Source organism: Desulfovibrio faecalis (assembly GCF_053570625.1).
In genome coordinates this window covers 2,496,383-2,518,686 of the sequence record NZ_JBRBQR010000001.1, presented here as the reverse complement: position 1 = coordinate 2,518,686, position 22,304 = coordinate 2,496,383, and the positions used below count along the sequence as shown (strand labels likewise).

34 protein-coding genes are annotated in these 22,304 nt (G+C 55.2%); 3 read left to right on the top strand and 31 right to left on the bottom strand.

Annotated features, from left to right (window positions below; genetic code table 11):
- Positions 1–22 precede the first annotated feature (22 nt).
- From avd to ACUZ79_RS10980, 31 genes are all read right to left on the bottom strand, one after another.
- Positions 23–436 (bottom strand): diversity-generating retroelement protein Avd, encoded by a 414-nt coding sequence (gene avd / locus ACUZ79_RS11130; protein WP_449251641.1) that lies wholly within the window; start codon positions 434–436, stop codon positions 23–25.
- A 10-nt stretch (positions 437–446) separates the two neighbouring features.
- Positions 447–764: a pseudouridine synthase gene (locus tag ACUZ79_RS11125; RefSeq protein ID WP_308586282.1), complete on the bottom strand. Its 318-nt coding sequence runs from the start codon at positions 762–764 to the stop codon at positions 447–449.
- Between the two features lie 9 nt (positions 765–773).
- Complete coding sequence (locus ACUZ79_RS11120; RefSeq protein ID WP_449251640.1) at positions 774–1,178, bottom strand: hypothetical protein; 405 nt, start codon at positions 1,176–1,178, stop codon at positions 774–776.
- Positions 1,171–1,440: a hypothetical protein gene (locus ACUZ79_RS11115; RefSeq protein ID WP_308586289.1), complete on the bottom strand. Its 270-nt coding sequence runs from the start codon at positions 1,438–1,440 to the stop codon at positions 1,171–1,173. Before ACUZ79_RS11115 ends, ACUZ79_RS11120 begins: the two co-directional genes overlap by 8 nt.
- Positions 1,441–1,511: 71 nt before the next feature.
- Positions 1,512–3,404: a tail fiber protein gene (locus ACUZ79_RS11110; protein WP_449251639.1), complete on the bottom strand. Its 1,893-nt coding sequence runs from the start codon at positions 3,402–3,404 to the stop codon at positions 1,512–1,514.
- Between the two features lie 85 nt (positions 3,405–3,489).
- A complete protein-coding gene (locus ACUZ79_RS11105) occupies positions 3,490–5,139 on the bottom strand; it encodes a hypothetical protein (protein ID WP_449251638.1) in 1,650 nt (549 codons plus the stop codon).
- A complete protein-coding gene (locus tag ACUZ79_RS11100; RefSeq protein ID WP_449251637.1) occupies positions 5,136–5,696 on the bottom strand; it encodes a hypothetical protein in 561 nt (186 codons plus the stop codon). Before ACUZ79_RS11100 ends, ACUZ79_RS11105 begins: the two co-directional genes overlap by 4 nt.
- 8 nt (positions 5,697–5,704) lie before the next feature.
- Entirely contained in the window at positions 5,705–6,418 is a 714-nt protein-coding gene (locus tag ACUZ79_RS11095) for a phage adaptor protein (RefSeq protein WP_449251636.1), read from the bottom strand.
- Positions 6,418–6,870, bottom strand: coding sequence for a hypothetical protein (locus ACUZ79_RS11090; RefSeq protein WP_291442779.1), 453 nt, complete (start codon positions 6,868–6,870; stop codon positions 6,418–6,420). The genes ACUZ79_RS11095 and ACUZ79_RS11090 overlap by 1 nt, the downstream gene beginning before the upstream one ends.
- Before the next feature lie 15 nt (positions 6,871–6,885).
- Complete coding sequence (locus ACUZ79_RS11085; RefSeq protein WP_449251635.1) at positions 6,886–7,917, bottom strand: N4-gp56 family major capsid protein; 1,032 nt, start codon at positions 7,915–7,917, stop codon at positions 6,886–6,888.
- A gap of 21 nt (positions 7,918–7,938) precedes the next feature.
- Positions 7,939–8,844, bottom strand: coding sequence for a hypothetical protein (locus tag ACUZ79_RS11080; protein WP_449251634.1), 906 nt, complete (start codon positions 8,842–8,844; stop codon positions 7,939–7,941).
- Between the two features lie 228 nt (positions 8,845–9,072).
- Positions 9,073–11,190, bottom strand: a complete 2,118-nt coding sequence (locus tag ACUZ79_RS11075) for a hypothetical protein (protein WP_449251633.1) — start codon at positions 11,188–11,190, stop codon at positions 9,073–9,075.
- Entirely contained in the window at positions 11,191–11,388 is a 198-nt protein-coding gene (locus ACUZ79_RS11070; protein ID WP_308584454.1) for a hypothetical protein, read from the bottom strand.
- Positions 11,388–11,930: a hypothetical protein gene (locus ACUZ79_RS11065; protein WP_449251632.1), complete on the bottom strand. Its 543-nt coding sequence runs from the start codon at positions 11,928–11,930 to the stop codon at positions 11,388–11,390. Before ACUZ79_RS11065 ends, ACUZ79_RS11070 begins: the two co-directional genes overlap by 1 nt.
- Entirely contained in the window at positions 11,930–12,517 is a 588-nt protein-coding gene (locus ACUZ79_RS11060) for a glycoside hydrolase family 108 protein (RefSeq protein WP_449251631.1), read from the bottom strand. The genes ACUZ79_RS11065 and ACUZ79_RS11060 overlap by 1 nt, the downstream gene beginning before the upstream one ends.
- Before the next feature lie 110 nt (positions 12,518–12,627).
- Complete coding sequence (locus tag ACUZ79_RS11055; protein ID WP_449251630.1) at positions 12,628–12,855, bottom strand: MerR family transcriptional regulator; 228 nt, start codon at positions 12,853–12,855, stop codon at positions 12,628–12,630.
- A 2-nt stretch (positions 12,856–12,857) separates the two neighbouring features.
- Entirely contained in the window at positions 12,858–13,421 is a 564-nt protein-coding gene (locus tag ACUZ79_RS11050; protein ID WP_449251629.1) for a hypothetical protein, read from the bottom strand.
- Positions 13,422–13,532: 111 nt separating this feature from the next.
- Entirely contained in the window at positions 13,533–15,002 is a 1,470-nt protein-coding gene (terL, locus tag ACUZ79_RS11045) for a phage terminase large subunit (protein WP_449251628.1), read from the bottom strand.
- Entirely contained in the window at positions 15,002–15,565 is a 564-nt protein-coding gene (locus ACUZ79_RS11040; protein ID WP_449251627.1) for a hypothetical protein, read from the bottom strand. Before ACUZ79_RS11040 ends, terL begins: the two co-directional genes overlap by 1 nt.
- A complete protein-coding gene (gene nrdD, locus ACUZ79_RS11035) occupies positions 15,558–15,722 on the bottom strand; it encodes an anaerobic ribonucleoside-triphosphate reductase (RefSeq protein WP_449251626.1) in 165 nt (54 codons plus the stop codon). Before nrdD ends, ACUZ79_RS11040 begins: the two co-directional genes overlap by 8 nt.
- A gap of 132 nt (positions 15,723–15,854) precedes the next feature.
- The gene (locus ACUZ79_RS11030) at positions 15,855–16,154 is read right to left on the bottom strand and encodes a hypothetical protein (protein WP_449251625.1); all 300 of its coding nucleotides are present in this window, start codon (positions 16,152–16,154) and stop codon (positions 15,855–15,857) included.
- Positions 16,138–16,392: a hypothetical protein gene (locus ACUZ79_RS11025; RefSeq protein ID WP_449251624.1), complete on the bottom strand. Its 255-nt coding sequence runs from the start codon at positions 16,390–16,392 to the stop codon at positions 16,138–16,140. The genes ACUZ79_RS11030 and ACUZ79_RS11025 overlap by 17 nt, the downstream gene beginning before the upstream one ends.
- Entirely contained in the window at positions 16,386–16,934 is a 549-nt protein-coding gene (locus tag ACUZ79_RS11020; protein WP_449251623.1) for a RusA family crossover junction endodeoxyribonuclease, read from the bottom strand. Before ACUZ79_RS11020 ends, ACUZ79_RS11025 begins: the two co-directional genes overlap by 7 nt.
- Positions 16,935–16,945: 11 nt before the next feature.
- Positions 16,946–17,464, bottom strand: a complete 519-nt coding sequence (locus tag ACUZ79_RS11015) for a hypothetical protein (RefSeq protein ID WP_449251622.1) — start codon at positions 17,462–17,464, stop codon at positions 16,946–16,948.
- A 38-nt stretch (positions 17,465–17,502) separates the two neighbouring features.
- Positions 17,503–18,492, bottom strand: coding sequence for a hypothetical protein (locus ACUZ79_RS11010; protein WP_449251621.1), 990 nt, complete (start codon positions 18,490–18,492; stop codon positions 17,503–17,505).
- Complete coding sequence (locus ACUZ79_RS11005) at positions 18,485–18,748, bottom strand: hypothetical protein (protein ID WP_449251620.1); 264 nt, start codon at positions 18,746–18,748, stop codon at positions 18,485–18,487. Before ACUZ79_RS11005 ends, ACUZ79_RS11010 begins: the two co-directional genes overlap by 8 nt.
- Positions 18,749–18,756: 8 nt before the next feature.
- A complete protein-coding gene (locus ACUZ79_RS11000; RefSeq protein WP_449251619.1) occupies positions 18,757–19,095 on the bottom strand; it encodes a hypothetical protein in 339 nt (112 codons plus the stop codon).
- On the bottom strand, positions 19,095–19,373 hold the full coding sequence (locus ACUZ79_RS10995) for a hypothetical protein (protein WP_449251618.1): 279 nt from the start codon (positions 19,371–19,373) through the stop codon (positions 19,095–19,097). Before ACUZ79_RS10995 ends, ACUZ79_RS11000 begins: the two co-directional genes overlap by 1 nt.
- A 2-nt stretch (positions 19,374–19,375) precedes the next feature.
- On the bottom strand, positions 19,376–19,849 hold the full coding sequence (locus tag ACUZ79_RS10990; protein WP_449251617.1) for a hypothetical protein: 474 nt from the start codon (positions 19,847–19,849) through the stop codon (positions 19,376–19,378).
- The gene (locus ACUZ79_RS10985; RefSeq protein WP_449251616.1) at positions 19,816–20,349 is read right to left on the bottom strand and encodes an XRE family transcriptional regulator; all 534 of its coding nucleotides are present in this window, start codon (positions 20,347–20,349) and stop codon (positions 19,816–19,818) included. The genes ACUZ79_RS10990 and ACUZ79_RS10985 overlap by 34 nt, the downstream gene beginning before the upstream one ends.
- A 230-nt stretch (positions 20,350–20,579) precedes the next feature.
- Positions 20,580–20,822 carry a hypothetical protein gene (locus ACUZ79_RS10980; RefSeq protein WP_449251615.1) on the bottom strand — a complete coding sequence of 81 codons (243 nt, stop codon included), beginning with the start codon at positions 20,820–20,822 and terminating at the stop codon, positions 20,580–20,582.
- A gap of 98 nt (positions 20,823–20,920) precedes the next feature.
- Between ACUZ79_RS10980 and ACUZ79_RS10975 the strand changes: the two genes are divergently transcribed.
- Genes ACUZ79_RS10975 through ACUZ79_RS10965 form a run of 3 tightly spaced genes read left to right on the top strand, consistent with a single transcriptional unit; the run spans position 20,921 to position 22,261 of the window.
- A complete protein-coding gene (locus ACUZ79_RS10975) occupies positions 20,921–21,283 on the top strand; it encodes a hypothetical protein (RefSeq protein ID WP_449251614.1) in 363 nt (120 codons plus the stop codon).
- 23 nt (positions 21,284–21,306) lie between these two features.
- Entirely contained in the window at positions 21,307–21,786 is a 480-nt protein-coding gene (locus tag ACUZ79_RS10970) for a hypothetical protein (RefSeq protein ID WP_449251613.1), read from the top strand.
- A gap of 28 nt (positions 21,787–21,814) precedes the next feature.
- The gene (locus ACUZ79_RS10965) at positions 21,815–22,261 is read left to right on the top strand and encodes a hypothetical protein (protein ID WP_449251612.1); all 447 of its coding nucleotides are present in this window, start codon (positions 21,815–21,817) and stop codon (positions 22,259–22,261) included.
- Positions 22,262–22,304: the final 43 nt, after the last annotated feature.

The following is a 22,304-nucleotide window of genomic DNA, read 5'->3' as shown; positions in this document are numbered from 1 at the left end:
TAGGTCGCTGCCCTTATCCCACTTACCCGTCGTTCGGGTTCAATGGGAAAGTTGTGCGACCACCTCTCTGACCAGTTCGCGCGCTGGATTCCTGTGCGCTTCGCATCTTCTTCATCCATGCCCCGGTCATTTTGCAGACTTCGCTTATTTTCAAAGACCAGACCTCATAGCGGTGTACGTCTATGTATTTGAGCTTTACTGCCTCTCGTATGAGAGAGCGGAGCAGTTCAAGCTCAATGTCCAAGTCTTCCAGTGTGGTTTTTTTGTAATAACGTTTCGCAGCCCGTATGAGCAGGCGCTTTATTTCAGAGATTGCCGTCCTGATCTCGGCGGCCAAAAGAAACTTCTCGTAGCGTGGGAACTGTCGCATGGCGATTCTGGAATATGCGCTGACGTCTTCCATCTTTTCCAGCATTGCCAGGCTTTCACCGCTCATGTGTCCTTCTTTATTTTGATGTTCGTTCTTCAGGCGGCAGTTGCCGCCCGAGGCGTTCACTCTCATAGCTCTGTTGGCAGTGGTCCTTGTCGCCAAACAGGAGCGCCAAAGCATCTACAACCTTGCGTGGCCAACTGCGCACGCCGTTAATATGCCACCGCCAGCAATGGGCGCTGATTGTTTCATCTGCCCACCACAGCCCGGCCTTTGGGATGAAAGGGATCATGCAGAGCGTGGCAATCATGAGGCCGAATGCGGCGTTGGCACCCTGATCTATGGAGATCAACATCTGCCGTCCGTTGTGGAGCAAGACTTGAAAGCGGTTCATGGCCAAGCCCTACAGCGCGTAATCCACAAAGATTGATTCAACGGCCTGGATGCTTGTGCAGCCGTCAAGCGTATCTTCAAACTTCTGGCGTGTGCCAATGAGCGCACCAGATGCCTTTGAAAACGCTGCTGCTTTTTCCAGAACCCTGACTGCCAAATCTTCAATCGTTATCCCGCGCGCCTGGGCAAGCGTGGTAAGCATCGGGCAGGATGCAGTAGTGTTGTTGGCCTGGTAGGCTGCCGCTTCTGCTTTCTGCTGGTCAAAGGTCAGGCGTTCCGTGTCGGGGTAATTGTCCGTGAGGCTGCGCAGGGCGAGCTCGCACTTGTTGTTTATTTCGTTGAGCTTCACAGCCTTGGCGCTTTCAATCCCGCCAAGCATGGTCACATGGTTGATCCCTGTTTCTGTCTTAGGCATGGCAGTCGGCCCCCTCGGTGGTCTTGACAGTTTTCAGCACAAAGTTTTCCCGATCCTTCTCGATGTTGACGTGGCAAAGCAGGTGAGCGTCACTCACGGCGCATGCCGGAGCGGGCTCGATTTCGGTTTTTTGCCATGCGGAAACGTAATACCCGTCGTCGCTGTAATCAGTGGGAACACCGTAAAGCTTCGCTTCACCATTGCCCGTTCCCATGTATTCAATTTCGAGGGTCTTTCCGTTGTGGGTAAAAATGATCTTCATATGGCAATCCTTTTCCCTGGTCATGGCCGCCTATCGGCGGCCAGAGCAGGAAACGTGTTTCAGGGTTCAGGCTACACTTTTGCGAGGCGGCACCCGATGTTCGTGTTCGAGGTGGAAGCAACGACGCTGAAGCTGCAGCAGAACAGGCCTGCGGCTGAACCAAGGTCCCAGCAGCCGCCGGTATAGCAAACGCCGTTCGCCACTGCGCCCCACATGCCATCGCTGTAGGTGCCGTTCGTTTCTGTCGCGTCCAGTGTTTTGGGAATGAAGGCGTCGCGCATGTCGTAGCCATCAGCCACATCGCTCAGCATATCCACCGTCCACCCGGTCATGCCGGAGCCAAACACAGGAATGGTGAGATTCGTTGCGAGATATGCCCGAGTGCCGTCATTGCGGTAGATTTCAAGCTTTTTGCTTCCGTCTGCGCGAACGCCATCGACCATTTCCCAGACGTTCCCGTACACGCCATGGAAGTTTCGCCAGGGCTTGTGGTTTGCGGCGTTGTCCACCGTCACGGCAGCAGAACCGGCTGTGTGCCCGGCGCCAAGAACCGACTGCATGTTGGAATTGGCAAATTCTGCAAGCATGAGCAGTTGCAGGGCAGCGCGCTGATACACATCCTGCATCATGAATCCTGCAACGCCGCTGACGTTTCTGTTTGTGCAAAGGGCCTTGAATGTGGAGAAGTCCTTGGACACAGCAGGATATACGCCGGGGACGCTCTGAACCTTCGTGAGCGTACTGTCCAAACTGCCCTTGTAGCAGCCGAGCATAAACTTGCTGATCTGGGCGCTGTTGTTCATGAACGCAGGGTGGATGTGGAACCCGTCAGCGGCAACGGGAGAGATCATGGTGATAGGGCAGTTGGCAAACGTTCCTTCCGTAGGGGTGTAGTTCTTCACGAAGAACTGAGGAATCTCGTTCATTACCTGGCCGTCAACGATGACGCGCTTGATGGCGCTGTAAACCGGGTGCCGGTCAAAATAATCCGTAACGAGGTTTTGCGGGTTGCCCTTGTCGTCAGTCTGGAAGAACAGGCCGCTACCACCGCCAGTGCGAACGCGGCAGATACCAAAGATCGGGCTCGCAGAAACAATTTCGAGGCTGGCCACTGCGTCAGCCGCGGCCTTTTGGGCCTGAGCCGCAGCAATGGCTACGATTGAAGCGCGGAAGCCGCTTTCGGGATTGTTGATCCCGTGTGCGTCAGAAGCCGCGTTATGTGTGTCCGTCGCGTCCTTGACTGCCTTGGAGCTTGCCGCCTTGGTGCTGTCGCTGGAGTTTATTGCGTCCGAAAGGTTGGTCACTGCGCCGTCAATACCTGCAGCGCCGGTATCGCCCTTGTCACCCTTTTCGCCCTTGAGGTTGACGCCTTGGGCTGGCCACGAGCCATCCGCTTTCTGGAACATGACGGACGTTCCGTCCCACAGATGTTCTGGCATCGGGCCGGTATCACCCTTATCGCCTTTGTCACCCTTGGGGCCGCCCGCTGGCCCTTGGATGCCAGTGTCGCCTTTGTCGCCCTTGTCACCTTTCTCGCCCTGATCTCCTTTCTCACCCTTAAGATCAGTGCCGGTTTCAGGGTATGTCCCATCGGGCGACTGGACGAACAGGGACGTGCCAACCCATTTATGGGCAGGGCGCGGGCCAGTCGTGCCCGCTGTGCCTGCGTCACCCTTATCGCCTTTGTCCCCCTTTTCCCCCTTGAGTTCGACAGATGGCGTTGCAATGCTGCCATTGTCGCTCGCAAAGGAAAGGCGCGTTCCTGCCCATATGGGTTTGGGTACAGCGGCCTCAATGTTTGATTTCGTTTCTGCGCCGTGCGCGTTGGGGTCAGAAAGGTGCGTCGTAAGATTTTTGGTGGCATTCACCACCGTCGTCTGAGCATCCTGCACAGCGCTTACAGCGCCGGTAACAGCTGCAACCAATTCTGCATTGGTCGGCTGATCTTCTGTGGTTTGGCTCATATGAACTCCGTTGCTTGTTGAAGCCGGGGCCACTGGCCTCAGCTATGAAATAGCGGCATCAATTCAGGGTCAGCCTGATCAGTATTTAGGATGCCCCTTGCAGTTCCAGGCGCGTTACCCTGCCGGAAAGGCGCGCAAGCTCAGTGGCCATATCAACCCCAGACACAGAAGCAGTGAGGTTATCAACCTGAAGCTGCGTTGAGTGATTGGTGAGTCGTATGACCGATGCGGCCATTTCGATTGTCGACTTTTCAACGTTGAGCCCCAGGGTCATTTGTCCGGCGATATCAACCACCCTTGCGGTAGCCGTTGCGACCTCAGCGGCGTGTGTTTCGACGGCAGAAGCAGCTTGCCCAGCAGACGTTGCAGCATTGGTTGCCGTTGTCGCGGCAGTGGTTGCGGCAGAGGTCGCCTGGGATACTGCTGCATTTACAACGTCTTCGTTCACAAGCTTGCCAGCCGCAGCCGCTATGGACTGTTCCATGTTGGCAGTTGCTGTGGACACTGCCTCGGCATTGGCTGCGGTGGCATTCTTCGCTGCCGTGGCCACCTGTGCGCTGGCAGCTGCAGACTGCTCACTTTGAGATATTGACTGGTGGGCTGTGGCCACTTCCGCTGCGGCATTCACGGCCAAGGTTGCTTTGGCCGTGGCTGTGTTTGCTGCCGCGTCAACGGTTTGTGCAGCAGCAACGGCCCTGGTTGCAGCAGACAAAGCCTCGTCCCTGTGCCTCTCGAGCCCTTGCGCCGCACTTTCAGCGCGCGAAGCCGCGGATGTTGCTACGCTTTCAGCATTTGCCGCTGCGGCAGATGAACACCCGGCTTTCTTCGCTGCGGATTCCGCGCGCTCGGTGAGGTTTTCAAAGTCCTCGCCAAAGAGTGCGGCCTCATTGCGCAGCGCCAAAAGCTGAGTGGCACCGGCCGTTGATATTTGATCAAGGCCAGCCTGCTTTGCGCCTGATACGGCCTGCATTGATTCTGATCTGGCCTGCGTCAAAGTGGCTATGGATTCATCCATAGTCGCTTCAACCTTGGCGCCGATCTCGTCGAGGGCAGAGGCTTTGTGCTGGCCGATGGAAGTTGTCGCATCAACCGTAAGCCGTTCCACTGTTTCTGCGGTTTGTTCGACCACAGAGTTTTGGAAGTGGCTGATGGTGCTTGAAACCCCATCAACAAGATTTTTCGCCCGCGTAGCGGACGCGCTTGCAGACTGAGCGGCTTCTTGAGCCGCCAGCCTTGAGGCAGATGCAACGTCAGCCGTGGCATTAAGCCTGGTCTCAACGGACTGCGCACCCTGCATTGAAGCCCTGGCACCTTCCGAATACTGGGCAGCCAAAGACGCCCAGTGCGCGACCTCTGTTTCTACAGCCTGTCCAGCACTGCGCGGCTCGTAAGCGGGCAATTCCATTATGTCTTGCAGGTTGCAATCTGCGTTTGGGACAACGCAGTTTCCCCTGATGCTGCGCATTGGCGCTATGCTGCTGTTTGCAGCGCAAGCATCTGGGAATGTGACAGAAACGGCATACTCGCTGCTTTCAGTGCCCAGTTCATTGGGCCATACCTGCAGCACGGCAACGCCCATTACATCGGTCACAGCCCGCGCCTCGCGCGGAACAATGTACCCGGCATAGCGTTCCGTTGTAGTAAGCCGCATTGTCACAACAGCCTTGCAGACAGGCGCGCCAAGCTGGTCAACGAACCTCGCGGTTACTTTGACTGTGGGTATTGTGTTGCTCATAGGTCCCCCACAAAAAGGCTGTCGCCGTGCTTGCGGCGTATCATCTTGGCCCTCGCTCGCGCGCAGCCCTCGTTGTATAGTTCAAGGGCTAATTTTGCCCCTTGGGCATCTGTCCACTCGATATTGTTTCCGCTCATGGCCTTAACTTTTGCCAGGGCCCCATATGCGATTGCGTCGCCCCATTCCTCGGCAATCTCTTCTGGTAAGGATTCCGCATTACGAGACGGCCTTACGGTGCACATGATTGTGGCAATGGCATCACGCTGTGGCACAAATCCAAGCAGAATGTCGTTTGCCGTTGAGCGATACTCATCTTTGTCAATGTGCGAGCCATCAATGTAGACAGACTCGACTCTGGAAATAGCAACGCCCTTGGGAGGATTGAGCCGTATTCCGCTATCCCCTTTGATTGCGTCTTCTTGCAGGGTCATGGACCACACGCCAGTCTTTCCGCAAAAATCGCCCGCAATGTATTGCAGGGCATCAATAACCATGCTGCGGGGGCAGGGCAGAACTTGTGGCAGAACCCTTGGTACAAGGACTCCAAGCTGTTCCATTCTGTTCATCATGCTGAACCTCCGGCGGGCGCGGTTGATTTTGCCTTTGGCCATCCAGCGTCCACCTGCAACTTGATCCCGAGGATCTGCGCATAGAGTTGCAGGTGGAGGGATGCCTTGCTGGCGTTACTGCTTTCGTTATCCCCAGACAAAATACTCGCCAGAATATGGTGTTTCAGCGCCGCTGCGTAGCCCTCTGGCAAACCAATCTCCTGCTCTGGGCTGGTTATGGCTTCCGGGGCCGCGCTGTATGTGGCTTCGACCCACACATCAGCGTCTTCACATGCGGCTGGGTAGACGTAGTAAATATTGGGGTTAGTGAGACGGTCATAGGCGAAATTTTCCACACTGCGCGCAGCGCGTGTGGCATCGGCCCATGCCAGCAGCAGGGATGGCTGCGCAGACACAATGGCCTGTCCAGGGGTGTCCCCGTCCTGTCCAAGGTTGCGCACAAGCTCAATAAGCGTTGCAGCGTTGCGCGATGCCGAGTTGCGCTTTTTGCTCGGCATGCGTTGCCGCATACCAGGCTCGAGCCGGATGGGCTCTGTAATCGCAAAGGCGTCTGGGCGTTGCATGACGACAACGCGCATGGACTCATTGAGGAAATCAAGGAGTCCAATACGTCCGTCGTCTCCACCTTCCCAGGGCCATCTTGATTCGAGGCCCGGTTCGAGGTCTTGCAGCGCGCCAGAAACCAAGCGCAATACCTCGGCGGCGCGCATTACTGGCTGTCCTTCGCAGCTTCCGCAGCCGCTTCGGCTTCGGCCTTGGTGTCGTAAGTGCCGACAACCATGTACGAAAACCGCTTGATCTTCTTCCAGGTAACTTTGCGGGAGCCGCCTTCTTCGACGACAACCGGGCGCGTTTCAACTGCGTCTTCAAGCACGTTCAGAAGGGATTCGGGAATAATCCCCTCCTCGTCGCGTTTGAGCAGGCACTGGTAGCCGTTAACGGCAATCGGCACTGGGGCGCGCTCGGCTTCTTCCTGGCCGCTTGCCAGAACGATTCTTACCCAGCGTCCCTTGCGAACCTGGTTCGTTGACATCCGTTCGCGCTGCGCAACCGTTGCATCGGTAGACGGGGCATCGTCCACGCCCTTCACTTCTGCGCTGGTGTCGGCGGCACCCGTTTCGGTTCCTTCCTGGGTGTTGGTCATATCTTTGTCCTTGGGCATGATTCGATCCTTTGCCTAGAGGGCGGAGGCGGCCACTTCAACGCGCGCCATGTAGAAGTCGTAAAGGATGACGGCGCCGTGGTAAGCCTTCCAGCTTACGCTTCCGCGCTGACCGAGGGGGTCGCCACTGCGGGGAACGCCGGGGTTAAGAACCATGGGAGTGATCGGGGATGCGCCACTCTTTTCACGCGCCAGAGGGATGACGCCAAAAGCGTCCTGGCCGAAGAAGAGAATGGGGTAGACGTCGGCGCAGGCACCGCTCGTAGAAAGAACGGCCTTCTGGCCAGCTTCGCTCGCAGCGCCAGCGTCAGCAAACGGCTCAAGGAGCGTGGTGCCGACGTAGCGGATGTTTTCCACGGTGCCGATTTCGCCAGGGAGGATCTGCTGCTGGGCGTATTTTTCCACAGGGATGAAGCCGGGCATGTCGCGGATATCGGAGTCCAAATCCGTATGACAAACGGCGATAAAGCCCTGGGGAATAGGCGACGTGTTGAAATTGGGAGACGCGCTCACAATCTTGGTGATCGGCTTTGCCAACTGCCGTTCAAGGCCACGGCGCACGCTGCGCTGCAGATTGATGTTCAGGGGCTTGTTGACGCTGCTGCGCTTCGTCGCAATCACGCCGCCGGTGGTCCCGCTGTAGTAGACGTTGGTACCGGCAAGCACCTTGCCTATGGTGACGCGCTCCAACATGATGGCGCTCTGTTCGCCAAGCATGTCAGTGAATTCGTTGAGAATAGGGTCTTCGTGGGTGTCCTTGATGACGTCAGTCAATTCAACCCAGTCGCCATACTGCTCAACGGTGCAGAACACATCCCTGAATTCAGGCTTGCTGGCTTCAGGGGTCACGCCTTCAACCAACACTTTGGGCTGGCTGGTAATGTGCTGATAGCCGCGGAACTTGATGGTTCGGGTGGAGTTCTTGGGCAGCGGCTTGGGATGCCCAAGGCGGGTTACACAGAGCAGGGGCTGAGCCCGCTTGAGAAGCTCTTTCGACATGTAACCAGCAGTGCGGTACGAGATGTCGCCGGTGGTAGTAATAGGCATAGCTGAACTCGCTTTCTTGGACTATTTTTCGAGGTTCCATCCAGCATCGAAGTCGTCCTTATCTCCGATGCCTGCGGGCGCGGCGGGCGCACCCCTTCCTGGCACAGCGAGAGCTCCCGTTGGATCAGCCTGCTTCGGCTTCGCCTGACGTTCGCTCTCAAATTGGGTGAGCAGGGCGCATATTTCGTTCGGGTCGAGCCCCGACTTTGCAACCTGCATAAGCCTTGCGCCTTCAGCGTATGGCTTGCCGTTGATCCATCCGATGATTTCGTTCTGCTTTTTGACCGCTTCGTCGCGCCTGGCCGGGTCAGTAATCATGGCTGCATAGTCAGGGTGCGTTTGCTTGAGCGTGGACAAGAAGCGATTATTGTGTTCCTGCACCGCCTGCTGCTGGCGCTCAAAGTCAGCCTTGCGCGTGGCAACATCCCGGTTGCGCTTATCAAGAACGACTTCAGCGCGATCAAGGGCCATCTCGGCCCCGTATTCTTCCATTCGGCTTCTGAGCCGTTCGCCTTCTGGCGAGTCCTCAAGCGCAAGCTCTGCTGCGGCCGGGTTCAGTTTTTTGAGGGTCGCAAATTCCTCAGTGAGGTTTTCAGGGACTTCAATTTTTTTCGGCGGCTCAGGTTCTGCCGGTGCGCTTTCGCGCGGCTGTTCCATCTGCGGTTGCGGCCGTTGGGGCTGCTCTGCGGCCGGTGGCTGTTCATTCTGAACATTGGTCTGCTTGCCTTCATCAGCCTTGGCGGGTTCCTGGGAACCAGCGGCTTCATTTCCTTCGCTGTTGGCTTCCTGCTCCTGACCTTTTTCGGCACTGCCCTTGGCTTCTGCTTCGTCTTCGCCGATGGAAAAGCCCTGATCGAATTGGGTCTCTTCGTCGTCAACGGGGGTTTCAACTCCCTGCTGCAGATCGTTTTCATTAACCTGGCTCATGATCTCCTCCTTATTCCGCGTCACGCGGTTTTATGGCGGTTATAAGGTCTCTGGCTGCGGTGGCCTTACCCTGAGCGCGCCAAATGGTGATATTGTCAGTTGCCGATTCCATCTCTTCATGGGCCTCGGCAATTACTGAACTCAGCAAATCTGTGATTGCTGTATAGACACCTTGCCCATTGCATGAGCGAAGCGTTCTTATGGACGCATCCTTTGAGCTTCGAGCGCTCATTGCATCGCTCCTTGCGGCGGCATTGCTGCGCCTGGCTGCTGGCCGCCTGGGCCCATTGTGGCTGGAACGGTTTTCGATAGGAGCATCAACAGCTGCTGCTGGATTTGTTCAGGGGGCAGGCCTTGGCGTTCAAGCTGTTCAACAAGCGCCGAGGCCTGGGCCTGAGCTTGGGCCTTAGCCTGGTCGAGCATCATCTGTTGCTGATATTGCTTTGCCTCGTCATCGGAGCGCAGGAGCCGTTCTGCTGGCAGGTCTGTCTGCTCAAGGGCAACCTCAAGTAGCTCTTTGGCCTTGAGGTATGGTTCAAAGGCGGGGATTCCGAGATAGCCGATCAGCGCCGGAACCTGTTGCGCGCGCACCTCTTTGGCTATGAGCGACTGGCTGCCAGAGGCGACCACTTCAAAGTCGCCCTTGATGTCCTCGCGCGGGTTCCACTGCATATTCCAGCGGAACATGGCCCGAATGAAGGGAGCCACAACGAAGTCGTCAAAATCTTTGACGTGATCCTTGAGCAGGATGTTGGACGCGCCCATGAGCATTGAAAGGCCGCTGGCTGTCTTACCTGCGCCCGCGATGTTGCCGTCGCCCTGATTGAAGCGCGGCGTGGAAACCTCGTCACCAACCTGCTGCCAAAAGTTTTGCAGGGTCATGTTGTGTTCAATCGCTGACGGGACCGTTACCGCTTGGAATGCCTGAGAAAGGTTGATGCCAGACTTGGCAAACAGGAACAGCTTATTGGCGCGCATCTCGTCAACGGACTGAGTGTCGTCAAGAGCCTGCGTGTTGATTCCATAAATTGGGCCGGAAGAGGCACCAGCATTATCTTGCATGGCCCTGACGGCAGCATTGATGCCGGATTGCGGCGTGCGCAGTTGGTAGGCGATACCCTCAGGCCAAAACGATGAATCGTCGTCTTGGTAGGGGTAGAAATGGTAAGGGATATCTACGCCTTCCAGCGGGTTCACCGAGGCCTTGATAATGGAGTTGCCGAGAATCCAGACGCAGGAGGAATAAATCTTGGTCATATCCTCTGCGGCAATCTCGACACCGGCAGACGCGAGGTCTTTGCCGGACAGGAATCCCCACCGTTCGTAGACGCGAAACCGCTTTTTAAGTGGCTGGCCGTTGGAAATATTGTCGTCATTGAGCTCGCGCACCTGCACTTCCCAATCAGAAAGCTGCGCGTCGCCGTCCTCGTTGGCCGCCATGTGGTCTTTGATCAACTCTGCGTCAAATCCTGGGAAGTTTCTCAGGTCGGCCAAATCCTTGTCAGCCATTGTGTGGATCTGCCAAACATATCTGAGCTCGGAAGGAAGGCGCGCGCCGGGGTCAGGGTAGATTTCCCAGATGCTCACAGCCTCATGATATGGGCGCAAATCCTGCGAGTATTCCTGCTCCTTCCACGAAACGTTGCCAGAGGCATCCTTGGTCGGAACGAAGCGTTTTGTAACGACACGCTCGATCAGGGGGCCTTTAAGGACACCCATGCCATAGAGGCAGGAGCTTTTGACAATCGTGCGGCAATTTTGGCGCCAGCTTGGGCGGCGCTGTCCGTTGGCATTGCATTCCTTCAGCTGGTCATCGATCACGTTTTCCATGGCCTTGGCGCGATCCTGAGCAATCCTGATCCTTGCAGGCTCTGTGTCTGCCTGAGCAAAAGCCTGATTGTAAGCCTCGGTTTGAATGTTTTGTGCCGCCCATGCGTCAGGGATTACGTTCTGCGCCTGCAGCTTTTGCATCATCTCGCCCATGATCTGCTGTGCGGCTTGGCCTATCTCGTCCTTGAGGGCATCCATCACGACATCATCTGGCAACATCGGGTCGGGAGTTGGGGATATGGACCAGTTTTTTGTGCGCTGAGGAAACAGCAAGTCCATAAGCCTGGCCGTCATGGTATTAACCTTGGCAGTCGTCAGCCGGTAGAACGCACGCGAAGACTTGTTCTTCTTGAGCCTCTTGGACACATCACCGGCATAGATGCCGCGATATTGCCGCAAATCCTCAAGCCAGCGTTCATTCACCATTGCGCGCGACCGCTGCGCCTCGCTGAATTCAGCCATGAGTTGAGACGCGAGGGCGCCAATGTTCGGGGCTTGCTGTTGTTCTGTGTCCATTTAGCTTTCCTTTCGCAACGCATCCAGTTGTCGTTGGAAGTGCTCTCTGTGCGCCTTGCAGGTCTCTTGACGAACATATTCGCGCAGTTCAGCTCTCCAACTTTTTATTTCGCTCCAGATGAGTTTCACTCCCCAGCCCACAACGGTCACAGCAATGGGGGTAAGGATTTGCAGGATGTCCATAATATCCACGGTCATCACTTGCCCCCGGCGTTCGTGTTGTTGCCGAGGAAGCGATCTTTTGCCGCCGAGCCAATGGACGAGCCGAGGTAGTAGTTAATGACCGCGCCAAAGCCGGTAGCCAGTGTGCCAAGCAGCATGAGCCCGGCGTCACCCAACTCGGCCTTGCCGCCGCTTATGACGAGGTAGAGCATGACGAAAAAGCCAATGGTCACGATGCACGACACAATGCTGGTGGCCCAGCTTGCACCGTGCCCGGCTTGGGCAAGCGCAACTTCGCGCTCTCGCGCCGACTTGACGTTCTCAAGTTCCGCATTGAGTTGTGTGGACTGCCATTCAAGCAGGCGCTGGCGTTCATCACTCTCAATCTGCTTGATCTTCACCAGCGTTTCAGGGTCAGCTAGGGCCTTTGTTACAGCCTCTGGATCAGAGTCCACGCCAAGTACAGAACCAAGCAACGCTCCAGCGGCTCCAGCAATGGCCCCAACAGGGCCGCCAAGCACACCACCCAATACAGGGGCAACTTTTGCAACGGCCTTGCCGACATCAGCCCAGCTCATTACAGCCCCCGCACGTAGCGCCGCAGGTCAGTAACGCGATTGAGCCAGCCCTTGAGAAACACTTCCTGGCTTGGCTTGGCTGCCACAAGATCGCGGTAGAACTGCTCACGCTGATCGAGCATGGACATGAGGATTTTTTCCGTGTCGGCCTGCTGCATGGCCTTTCGAGTTGCCGGGCCCATAATGCCGTCGGCATCCAAAGGCTGACCGTAGGTAACGCAGGCGTTGTAGCCACGCTGGGCAAACTTCACGGACTGCCGTGGGCCGCTGTTGACGGCAGCGTCGTAAAGGATGACGGCGGGTCGCAGGGGGATGAGATCAAGGTTTAGAGTATTCCACATCTGCCAGCGGAACAGGCCTGCAGCCTGTGTCTCGGTCAAGTTGCGGATGGTATTGCGAGTGACGGGCAGGATAACGCCCATGCGGTCGAGGGTGTCGCGGTTAGCCTGGGATTCGGCGGCCAGCTCCTGAAGAAATTTCAGGCTGACGCCAAACTTGGTGAAGCCGCCACGGTCTGCGGCATCGTCAGATTCACCACCTTCCCATGTGATGGTGAACTTGTGTGCAATGCTGAAATTGTCGGCCATGGCCTACGCTCCTGTTTGCGTGGAAGCGTAGCATGGCCTTTTATGCCCGAGTGGGCGTATGGGGGGCGTATGGGGGGGTATTGGGGGGCGTATTTGGGGGTTGACAGGTTTTAGCCGTTTTGTGAGGTTTTTTGTAACCGTATGAATTTACTGTATTCAGCCCTCCACATGAGAAGCGCTGCCAATTCCGACGAGTAACGAGCGTTTGCACCGTCCCCTTCAACGGCGATTGGTGCACCGGCGTCAACCCATTCCTTGACCCTTGCCTCGCCTACACTCAGGTGCTTACGGATGTCGGTCATGGAATTCAGCGGCACAGGTATGTAGGCGAGCACCATGCTTAATATCCCCCGATGAGATCGGCAGGGCCGCCATATGACGACACGTTTCCGCGATCAGCCCAATCGGTCATGGGGTTCAGGTCAATCTCTGCCAGGGCAAAACACAACGCGGCAGCAGCGGGAAAATCAGTGGGCTTGCACGTCATGTCTTCTGCCTGCATTTTCTCTATGTTGTTCCTGCCTTCACAGTTCTTCCCCAGGAAGAGAGTCTTTTCTGAGAGCGTGCGGCGCTGCACAAGGGCGTGGTAAAAGGCCATAAGCCCCTCTCCCTTTCCGTGCCAGCCCTGAGGATCGTCAAATCGTATGATTGGAAGGCGCACCTTGCGACGGTCATCATTGGTGTCGTCGAGCATGAAGGCTCGCGTGTCGGAGAGTGGGGTCGCCCACGAGCGAACCATGAGCAGCATGGTGAATTTCTCCACGGCAGATATGAGTTTGCTCACGTCTGCGCTGCATTCCTCCGCAAGCAGGTGCACGTCGTGCCGGCCGCCGAGGATGTTCTGGCGTGACCGTGTTTCTGCCAGCACGGCAACACATCCGTTCCGTTCACCAGATGGCCACACAAGGCTTCCTGCTGTCCTTCGGTATGCAATGCCAGTTGCTGCGTCTCGGACGTACCGCTCTCGCGTCACTGCGTCTATGAGGCTTCTAAGTCTTGCCATGTGTGCATTCTCCTACGAAAGGTCCATGCCTTCGCTGACGCCACCACCTGACTGAAGCAGTTCGTCAAGGGCATCAACGGTTACGTCAACTTGGTCATCGTTCTGATGGGTCATTGCTGGCGAAAATGCGGCAAGCTCACCAAGGTATGCAGGCAGCCATGGGGCATGTTCGGCAGTTTCTGGAACCCACAGTTGCCCTGCGCGAATGAAGGATAGGATGTTGTTTACCCTGCTTACCTTGTCCGTGCTGCGTTGCTTCGCAATGATCGGGATGTCGCGCAGTGCTGTTTTGCGCCTCAGGCCTTGAATCAGACCCGTTCCGCTGGCCTTGTCTTCGATAACTGCCCCACGAATCCTTGCGCGATTAAACCCTTTGGGCCTGTGGCTTTCCAGAAATTTGATGGCTAACGGCTCAAGGTCTGGCACCTCCCATTTGCCGCGCAGAACGTCGAGCAGATAGACGTTGATTCCATTCAGCCCCCAAAAGCTCATTACTGAGAAGTCGTTGGTCTCTGCGGCTTTCAAAGCGGTATCCAAAACATACAGGACGGTGTGCACAGCTGGCGGCGTGGAGTATTGCTGCAGCCACGATGTCTTGATCATGGCGCCACCGGCAGGGGTGGGGCGTTGCTGATACTGCGCGCTCAGTGTGTAGGGGTCCTTCTGTTTCAGGTCATTAAGGGACTCAAGACTTTCTTTTTCTTGCCAATAGCTGCGTTCGTTTTCAGTCCCTTCGTCAATGATCGCTTGAATTTCAAGGTGCTTGAACTCTGCTGCAAAATCCCCTGAAAGGGCATGGGCTGCCGGGTCATCCTCGTGCAGGCGCTGCATGACCATGATGATTGGTGTATGCTCTGAACTGGCTCGGCGGCTGCGGATAGTACCTGTCAGCTTGCGGTTAACGGCTTGGCGCTTGGCCTTGCTCCAGATGTCGTCAGCCTTGAGTGGATCGTCGATTATGATTGCGCCGCTGAACCCTGGTCGGATGTAACCGGCGCGGAAGCCCGTCACCTGGCCGCCTGAACTGGCAGCATACAGGCCGCCGGTGGTGCGGTTCATAAACTCAAGATTCCAACGGTTCTTGGCTCTGCTGTCGTTCTTAATCTGGCGTGGCCACAACGCCTGAAATTCTTCGAGCGTGACAATTTCGCGTACGGTTTCGGAGTTGAGTAGGGCCAATTCCTTTGAGCCAGAGAGGTGCAGGAATCGGCAGCTTTGGCTACGCGCAAAACACCACGCCATGAAATGGATTACGGCCAACTCTGTCTTGGTGCCGCCTGGGGGCATGGTAATCAGCAGGTTTTTTGTTTCGCCGCGGTACACAGCCATCAACTCGTCAGCCATTTTGGCATGATGCCAGTTGACCAAAAACGGCTGGCACATGCGCGCCTGGAACATGACCGCTGTGAATGTCAGCAAATCAGCTTCGCAGGCCTGCCGTATGGCGGCTAGTTCGGACTCTGACGCCTTGGCAAACAGCATCAGTCATCATCCCCTGAAAGATCACCGGCCAGCACCGCGCGCACAACACGATCTGGCGTGGGGGCGGCAACGGGTGCCGCAACTGCATCAGCAGCTGCACCTGCCTTGGCCTCAGTCTGCTGGGTGACAGTGACAGTCGTCTGTGGGGCAGGAGCATGCACAGAGGGTGCAAGGTTCTTACGCGCGCGGGAAAGCGTTTCAATGTCGTCTGGGCTCGTTGCCTCCATGGCTAGGGCAATGGCCCTGTCTGCCAAGGCTATGTCCAGTGAAGCCAGCATTCCCTCAGCCTGTAACCGCTCCTGCACGACGGTTTGCAAGGTGTGCCTTGTGCGCAAGGGTAACTCTTGCGTTTGCATTTCTACGGCGGCCATTTCTTTGACTGCCGCAACTTTTCGGGCGGCGAGCTCTTGCATTTGCCCCTGAATCCATCCTTCGGACTTTGCACGCCGGGACACACTGCTGACGTTGACGCCAAACTTCTTTGCCACGTCACCGAGGCTGATGCCGCGCACCTCATATTCGGCCTTGGCTGCCTGCCACTGGTCCTCAGACAGTCTAGCCATGGTCATAACCTCCAAGCCCATGTTTTACGCGGTCACGCTCTTCTGCGCGCTTGGCATTGTTAAAGCGGTCAACGCTCCCAACAAGGTATCCAGTGATCCGGCGGGTGCGTTCAAAGCCGACGCCCTGGCCGATCATTTTGTCGTCAGCTTCAGTCATGTCGATCCCCGCTAATCAGGATGGTTACAAAAAGCAGCCATCCCCATCCGTCTTTTCCGGCCATCATCAAGCCGAACGCGCATAGTACGCAGATTACGACGAGGCAGAATTTTGCCCAATTTTTAGGACTCATCATGCTTCCTCGCGGTTAAATTTGCGTACGCCAGTTGCTAGGACATCAAGCGTTTCGTCTTCTACACGCTCTTGGCTTTCCAGCATGACGGCAAACCGCAGTTCTTTGACCTCGCCTTCGATAGCTTCAAGCCCATATTCTTCGCCCCTGCCTGCCCATTCGCTTGCCGGGTGTTTGGTTCGGGCATGTATGAGCCTGCGAGCTATAGCCTCAATGCACTTGCGCCCCTGGGCGGCATTGCCGTTGCCAAAAATCAACCTGATTGTGAGCCATGGCATGCGCTCAGTTTCTGCGGCCATTTTGCGCCTCCATGAGCTCAACAATCCACCTGCGCTGTGCAGTCAGAAACGCGCGCTCCTGGCGATGAATTAGGACGTCTGAGCGCAAGCTGGGAAGCTTTGCGTCAATGAGGGCAATTCTTGCGGCCAGGTCTTCATCGGAAGTCGTTCCAGGGGCAGTGCAAAGCTCGGCGGCAAACGTAAGGGCCACGAGGATACAGAAGCCAAAGAATGCAGAGATGATAAAACCTTTCAGCATAGCAAAGCTCCCTGACCTGGTGTGCTGGCCGATTTCTTGCGGGAGACTTTGGCCTTCGTGCCGGGGATGCAATAGCTGTCAGGGTTCAATTCCTGAATCTCAATCTCCCAGCGCGGCGTGCCGTCGGTGTAGTATTTGCCTGTGCCGCTGAGGTAGCCCACAACGAGGGAGTCGTCCCGCCAGATCTCCATCTGGGTTATGCAATCTTGAATTTGCTTCAAAAAGTTATCAGCGTCGGGCTTGGTGATGGGTCGAACAATGTGCTTTAACGCCGCTGCGTGAAATTCTTTGGTGCTGCCATTGAACCAATCCGGCGCAGTCTTTTGCACCTGGAGAAAAACTTTAACTCCAAGCATGACTGCGCAGTTTATCTGGCGTTCTGGCTTATGCTGGGCCAAGAACGCCTTGATGGTCTCCTCGTTGGAAACCTGCTCTTTCTTCTTGTGGGCATTGCCGCGCACCTTGCCGTTGCCGAGCTTGATAGCGCCGACGGCGGTTCGCATCTGTGCGGTGGGCTTGATGGGGATGATAAATTTAATCATGGAGCACACCTCTACTGGGTTATTTCGAGGACGCGGCCAAGTATGGCGCGAGAGGATTCGGGTTTGGATGAAACCAGCGCAGCAATTCCCTGAGATCCAAGCTCCATGACATGCTCTTTGCCGTGCGCCAGCTTCCACGATTCTACAAACTCGCGGCGGCGCCATTCAAGTTTCTCAGTTTCCCATGAGCAGGCTGCATCCCAACCGCCCATGCCACGCAACACATATGCCGTTGTTGCGCAGAACTGAGGGCAGTTGTATCGGCCATATTTTCCGATGTCGGCAATAAGCTTGTTCCATTCTGCCAACGCTGCCATATCCAGAGCATGCTCAGGCTGAACAAGGCCAATGGCTTCATCGATGCTTATGCGCAGCACGGCATAGGGTGGAAGCGTTTTATACACATACTTTTCTATGACTCTGCTCACGCCAGCATCTACCGCGTCGGCTGAATAATGCGAAAGCAGATTAAGCCAAATCCCAAGCAAGCTTTCTGAAAACTCTTTCCCAAAATTGGCAGCAAGGGCCATTAGGGCTGCAAGTTTCCTTTCGTCTTCTGTCTGCTGTCTCATTGCTGTGCTCCCTCAGTTGTGCCTTCGCGTCTTGCCAATATCCGCTGTCCAGCCTCGAAGGTGAGTCTGGCAGCCCTGTCTGCTTGAGATTCTTGCACTGGCGAATCACGTCCACCCTGGGCACGTTGCTTCGGAGGAGGGGGAGTCCTCTTCCAGTAACCCTTGCCTATGAAGTTGCTTGCGAGTGGAATGAAGGCTCCGTTGTCGGTATTCCACTGTTCGGACTTTCCCCACATTTCCAACGCCGCAAAAAGATCGCACAGGCCAGGCAAGGCGCGCTTTTTGCGTTGCGTCTTCCATGCAACCCACGCTGCATCGTCGTCCCTGTGAGTGTCAGGATATGCGTCCATGAACTGGACAAAGGTGATGTCTGGGGTGTCGTCGTCTTGCGGTTGACCCCCTGCATCGTTTGGCACGGTATCTGCTACGCGCGCGTCCGCGCCCGCAGTAAGATATATATTCTTATTCTTATCCTTCTCCTTATCCTTATCAGGCGTAGGGGCTTCTGTAGCCCCTTGGAAGGGGCTTTGAAGGGGCTTCGAAGGGGCTTCGGTAGACCCTTTGCAAGGGGCTTCTGTCATTCCGAACGCATAACCATATTTCTCAATAAAAGCAGATAGTAATGAGCACTTTGGAAGTCGTTGCCACTCTGAGGCGATCCACTTGGCGCGATTGTCGGTAGGCTTAACAGTTTCACCGATCTGAAACTTTGCCATGTTGAACACCCAGACAACTTCGGCTTCTTCGTCGTAGGTGCAGAATTTTGCATCTATGCACTGGTGCATGGCCGCCTGAGCGCGTTCTACGGGTAAATTAAGATCGTGGGCAACGTACATGATTGGCATGTAGTACAGGCCAAACACATTACTGTGCGGCGATGTAAGCAGATACATGGCCACAAGCATTCCGTCAGGGCCAGCCTTGCGAAGGGTTCGCCCGGTGTCTCCTGTCCAGAACTGGGGGGCAATCATCGCAAAATCACGCATAGTTTCCCCCGCGTCTCTGTCGCCACTGGTTGAATGACGGAACGCCATCAAAGAGTTCCTTAACTTTGGGAGGGCAGGCGTGCTCAAGGCAAAACTTGCGTTCAAACGCCTTTTTCTCCATCAGTTCCGGCTCGGCCTTGTTTGGGTACTGCACAAGCCACCCGTCGCGGTCTTTGACGCAGTATGCGACGACATACGGGCGGCAAAGGGTTATTGCGCGGACGACGGTGCGAGGATTGAATTTTGTGATATCCATGGAATCTCCTATGCCATTCCATACGCTTCATCGTACGTCGGCCCCCAGCATGCCCCGTGATACCCCGCCAGGTGCTTCTTCTGACATTCAGGGCAACGCCTGGTGGGCGACACGCGGTCGCAGTCCACACAGTGATTCTCCAGGGGTGGCGTTGCCGGGCCAAGGTCGGGGTCTTCGAGCTTTTCCTTCGCAAGGCGATTCTCTGCTACCACAAACCAGCTCTTGACCTTGAGCGACACGCTGCTGCGTCCACGGCCGAGTTTTTTTGCGCACCATGTTGCTGTGTGCTCCGGGTAATGTTCCCGCAGGAACTGCAGCTCGGCGTCTGTCCATGGGCGGCCACACATTATGCGTCTCCCCTGGGCAAGCTGCGTTCAATCCCGCAGGCAGATGCAGGAGGGCAGAACAGCGCCTCAACGCCACGGCCTACGGCTACAGTGCGGCCAGATATTGCCCGCGCCTCCCCGGCCATGAGGTCAAATCCCAATGCCTGAGCTGCGGCCATGCCCTCAGACAACACGGAGCAGATCGGCTTTCCGGCTGGCAGGCTGGAGCGGTGGCCTTCCAGTGCATGCACAAGCAGGCGTACGGCGCGCAGATGTTTTTGTTTTGTGCGGGTGTCCATAGCTATTTTGCCTCCTTTCTGCGGGCGCTGCGTGTGTATTCGCGCGCCTCGTCAGGGTTGCGCAATCCAAGCGAGTTTGGGTCCTCGCCGGTCTCGCGCATGAAATATTCCATCCAGGCAGTGGGGTGTTGCGGGCTTTTGAGCATTTGCCCGTCTTCGGTAGACGAGGGCCAGTGCTGGCGCGTGTCGTATTCGTAGGCCTGCGGGGATATGCCGGCCTTCCATGCGCCGCGGTAGTCGTAATCGGCATTGGGGCCAATCATGTCTTCAAGCAGATCCGCATTGCTCAACTGTTCGCCCGAGGCGGCAACGTCGTCAGCAACGTCTGCAAACCACTTCGTTCCGGCAATCCAGGAGCGGAATTTTTGCTCGTCTTCGGGGTTCAGTTGTGTTGGAGACCAGTCGGAAGAGGCATGCGCCTGATAGGTGTCGTACCAATCGCTCATGACCAGAACCTCCACCAGGGCTTGCGGCATTCAGAACCGCTGTGCGCCTTGCTCAGAAGCGGATAACAACGTGTCCTGTCCCTGAACTGGGCAATGGGCAGGAGCAACGCCATTACGACGCGGCAGTCTTCGATCACATCGTTCATGAGGCCGCGCACGTCGCGGGCGCACTCAGGATCAATGCCGCTGAGTTCCGAGTCTGCAAGCCTGCGCTGCGCATCGCCAAGAGTGGCAGACACGCGGGCAACAGCAGTCAGCACCTCAGCGCGGGAGGTAGCAGGGGGAATATCGCAGAGGGCGCGGGGGTCGGCCTGGGCCTGAATCCAAGAAAGAAGAATGTTGTTGCCCATGACGCGGCACAGGGTTGGAATTTTGTCGAGGCCAGGGGCATATCCGTCGCGCGGGCGCTGATACTGCCGCACCGCATGCACAGAAATGTTGGCCGCCTTTGCAATTTCTTCGTCCGTCATGCCGCTGGCAGCTTTTGCCTCGCGCATGGCGTCGACATGGCTCATTGTTTGGTAGTCCATAGGGTTAAATTCCACTGATATTAGATGGTTTCATGAGCCTTTGGCCATGCCATTATGGGACATGGCAGAATCCAAACTTTTATTCCGAGCCCACATCACGCCCAAACGCGGACGCCTGCTTGTCACCGTTGTCTCGCCGCTCATGCCCACACCTCTGTACCGAAGCTACCCCGGCGATATGCCGCAGGATGCCGCCGTCGAAAGGGCGGTGGGACATGCTGCTAATCAGCTTACGGGTGGGCAGCCCGTGCAGGTTCGTGCGGTATGGCAGGCGCTGTTGAACTGATCTCGGGCATATCCTCCACAGCCTCTTTCGCCTTGAGCAGAATGTAGTCGGCGGTGCGCTGGGGAATGTTTGCCCGGCCGTTCCTCAGGGCTCGATAATGATCTCTGGAGATCCCCAAAGCGGCGGCAGCTCGAGAATGTGTCCCATAAAAATTTTCAAGTGATTGAAACGCGGTTTGAATATCCATAGTGGTACCTCTTGGCTAATGATAAGAGATTATAGCTTATCAATCAACAGACAAACTAGCCAATTGAAAATCTCTTACCCTAACGTAGGGTAACGCTTATGAAAGGATTTCAATTTGAAAGGGCTCTTGTGGAGCTAGTGAGTGAAATTTCCCTGAAGAAGGGAATCAAGGCTAAGCCTTTGGCTGAAAAGGCCTGGCCAAATAGAAAAGATGCTGGGACAAAATGGCGAAAAATTAGGAATGGAGATCCGCCGCAAGAACTATCAGTGCGCGATGCCTATGACTTGGCTTGCGCTATGGGGATATCAATTACTGACCTGTGCGGAGCGGCGCAGACGAAGGTGTTGGGTATGGACTTGACTGTTCGCCAGCAACCTGAAGAAAAAAATACGGCACAGGGTTCGCAGCAAATCCAACCTATTGTCACTCCTGTCGAATTTAGTCCCACCTACAAAAATTAAACAATAAATTTGTTGAGGGGAAAATGGGGATAAAAAGTTGGCTTGGAGAAAACTTCGGGGGTCCCGAATCAATATGTAAATCATTGCTCAAGGTATATAATGGATACATTTTACGAGGATGCTCAAAAGAAGAAGCACGCAGACTTTCGTTAGAAAGCCGTTATTCACTAATCAAGACAATTCCAGAGTCTAGTTTCGATTCAATTCTTGTTGAATGCAGCGACCTTGGCCAACTGGCATATGTTTGTATTGTCTACGAGCAACCGCAATATGGTGGGGATAATATTATTGAAACAATGATCAGAGTCGGCGAATTCTACGCAAAATACGCTCCAGAGCATGCTAACGGGATTGTAGGCTTTATTGCGAGAGTTACTTCCTATATCAAGTGTGTGAAAGATGGCGACTGGGCAGGAAAGGCCGCTTGTGGTTTAGATGACCCGCCATTAAAGTCACTTTTGTATAAAACATTCAGCGATATTGATCAGAAGCTTGGTCTTTAGTGCAAAATGCCTTTAGGCAAAGAGTGCCATGAGAATAATCAAATGCATAATGTGTGCTGTTGTGGTGTCTATTGTTGCGTTGATGCCTATCTATAGCCATGCAATGCTTACTCTTGATGATTATCGGCGCATTTACCCTGAATATAACGATATGACTGACTACAAATTGACTGTAGCAATACATGAAAAATATTTTAATAGGACTCCGTTTGAAAAATTTGCTAAAGAGTTTAATGGCCCGATATCTGAAAACAATGTGTTTACAGTATTTATAATATCTTTAACTTATAGTAGGCAGTTTTTCCCACAATATAATGCTATGAGCGATGAAGAACTTATGAATTTTTGGTATAAACAACGATACCAAATGATGAATTTTCATGATTTTAGAGATAAATTTTATGATGGAAAAGTAACTATGCCTAAATATAAAATTGATGAATACAGAAATATGGTTGAAATATTGCTGAATTAACTCCCCCCTCCCAAAGAGTCCCAAGCCGGACAGAATCCAAGAG

What these genes read in the sequence shown, in the direction of transcription:
- ACUZ79_RS11065 (WP_449251632.1), bottom strand. Translation starts at nt 11,930, where the DNA reads ATGAGCTGGGCTGATGTCGGCAAGGCCGTTGCAAAAGTTGCCCCTGTA.
- ACUZ79_RS11110 (WP_449251639.1), bottom strand. Translation starts at nt 3,404, where the DNA reads ATGAGCCAAACCACAGAAGATCAGCCGACCAATGCAGAATTGGTTGCA.
- ACUZ79_RS10995 (WP_449251618.1), bottom strand. Translation starts at nt 19,373, where the DNA reads ATGGACACCCGCACAAAACAAAAACATCTGCGCGCCGTACGCCTGCTT.
- ACUZ79_RS11075 (WP_449251633.1), bottom strand. Translation starts at nt 11,190, where the DNA reads ATGGACACAGAACAACAGCAAGCCCCGAACATTGGCGCCCTCGCGTCT.
- avd (WP_449251641.1), bottom strand. Translation starts at nt 436, where the DNA reads ATGAGCGGTGAAAGCCTGGCAATGCTGGAAAAGATGGAAGACGTCAGC.
- ACUZ79_RS11000 (WP_449251619.1), bottom strand. Translation starts at nt 19,095, where the DNA reads ATGTGTGGCCGCCCATGGACAGACGCCGAGCTGCAGTTCCTGCGGGAA.
- ACUZ79_RS11095 (WP_449251636.1), bottom strand. Translation starts at nt 6,418, where the DNA reads ATGCGCGCCGCCGAGGTATTGCGCTTGGTTTCTGGCGCGCTGCAAGAC.
- ACUZ79_RS11100 (WP_449251637.1), bottom strand. Translation starts at nt 5,696, where the DNA reads ATGGAACAGCTTGGAGTCCTTGTACCAAGGGTTCTGCCACAAGTTCTG.
- terL (WP_449251628.1), bottom strand. Translation starts at nt 15,002, where the DNA reads ATGCTGTTTGCCAAGGCGTCAGAGTCCGAACTAGCCGCCATACGGCAG.
- ACUZ79_RS11040 (WP_449251627.1), bottom strand. Translation starts at nt 15,565, where the DNA reads ATGGCTAGACTGTCTGAGGACCAGTGGCAGGCAGCCAAGGCCGAATAT.
- ACUZ79_RS11120 (WP_449251640.1), bottom strand. Translation starts at nt 1,178, where the DNA reads ATGCCTAAGACAGAAACAGGGATCAACCATGTGACCATGCTTGGCGGG.
- ACUZ79_RS11090 (WP_291442779.1), bottom strand. Translation starts at nt 6,870, where the DNA reads ATGCCCAAGGACAAAGATATGACCAACACCCAGGAAGGAACCGAAACG.
- ACUZ79_RS10990 (WP_449251617.1), bottom strand. Translation starts at nt 19,849, where the DNA reads ATGCCGCAAGCCCTGGTGGAGGTTCTGGTCATGAGCGATTGGTACGAC.
- nrdD (WP_449251626.1), bottom strand. Translation starts at nt 15,722, where the DNA reads ATGACTGAAGCTGACGACAAAATGATCGGCCAGGGCGTCGGCTTTGAA.
- ACUZ79_RS11020 (WP_449251623.1), bottom strand. Translation starts at nt 16,934, where the DNA reads ATGATTAAATTTATCATCCCCATCAAGCCCACCGCACAGATGCGAACC.
- ACUZ79_RS11010 (WP_449251621.1), bottom strand. Translation starts at nt 18,492, where the DNA reads ATGCGTGATTTTGCGATGATTGCCCCCCAGTTCTGGACAGGAGACACC.
- ACUZ79_RS11125 (WP_308586282.1), bottom strand. Translation starts at nt 764, where the DNA reads ATGAACCGCTTTCAAGTCTTGCTCCACAACGGACGGCAGATGTTGATC.
- ACUZ79_RS11115 (WP_308586289.1), bottom strand. Translation starts at nt 1,440, where the DNA reads ATGAAGATCATTTTTACCCACAACGGAAAGACCCTCGAAATTGAATAC.
- ACUZ79_RS11060 (WP_449251631.1), bottom strand. Translation starts at nt 12,517, where the DNA reads ATGGCCGACAATTTCAGCATTGCACACAAGTTCACCATCACATGGGAA.
- ACUZ79_RS11030 (WP_449251625.1), bottom strand. Translation starts at nt 16,154, where the DNA reads ATGGCCGCAGAAACTGAGCGCATGCCATGGCTCACAATCAGGTTGATT.
- ACUZ79_RS10985 (WP_449251616.1), bottom strand. Translation starts at nt 20,349, where the DNA reads ATGGACTACCAAACAATGAGCCATGTCGACGCCATGCGCGAGGCAAAA.
- ACUZ79_RS11005 (WP_449251620.1), bottom strand. Translation starts at nt 18,748, where the DNA reads ATGGATATCACAAAATTCAATCCTCGCACCGTCGTCCGCGCAATAACC.
- ACUZ79_RS11055 (WP_449251630.1), bottom strand. Translation starts at nt 12,855, where the DNA reads ATGGTGCTCGCCTACATACCTGTGCCGCTGAATTCCATGACCGACATC.
- ACUZ79_RS10975 (WP_449251614.1), top strand. Translation starts at nt 20,921, where the DNA reads ATGAAAGGATTTCAATTTGAAAGGGCTCTTGTGGAGCTAGTGAGTGAA.
- ACUZ79_RS11105 (WP_449251638.1), bottom strand. Translation starts at nt 5,139, where the DNA reads ATGAGCAACACAATACCCACAGTCAAAGTAACCGCGAGGTTCGTTGAC.
- ACUZ79_RS10980 (WP_449251615.1), bottom strand. Translation starts at nt 20,822, where the DNA reads ATGGATATTCAAACCGCGTTTCAATCACTTGAAAATTTTTATGGGACA.
- ACUZ79_RS11025 (WP_449251624.1), bottom strand. Translation starts at nt 16,392, where the DNA reads ATGCTGAAAGGTTTTATCATCTCTGCATTCTTTGGCTTCTGTATCCTC.
- ACUZ79_RS10965 (WP_449251612.1), top strand. Translation starts at nt 21,815, where the DNA reads ATGAGAATAATCAAATGCATAATGTGTGCTGTTGTGGTGTCTATTGTT.
- ACUZ79_RS11085 (WP_449251635.1), bottom strand. Translation starts at nt 7,917, where the DNA reads ATGCCTATTACTACCACCGGCGACATCTCGTACCGCACTGCTGGTTAC.
- ACUZ79_RS11080 (WP_449251634.1), bottom strand. Translation starts at nt 8,844, where the DNA reads ATGAGCCAGGTTAATGAAAACGATCTGCAGCAGGGAGTTGAAACCCCC.
- ACUZ79_RS11015 (WP_449251622.1), bottom strand. Translation starts at nt 17,464, where the DNA reads ATGGCCCTTGCTGCCAATTTTGGGAAAGAGTTTTCAGAAAGCTTGCTT.
- ACUZ79_RS11070 (WP_308584454.1), bottom strand. Translation starts at nt 11,388, where the DNA reads ATGACCGTGGATATTATGGACATCCTGCAAATCCTTACCCCCATTGCT.
- ACUZ79_RS10970 (WP_449251613.1), top strand. Translation starts at nt 21,307, where the DNA reads ATGGGGATAAAAAGTTGGCTTGGAGAAAACTTCGGGGGTCCCGAATCA.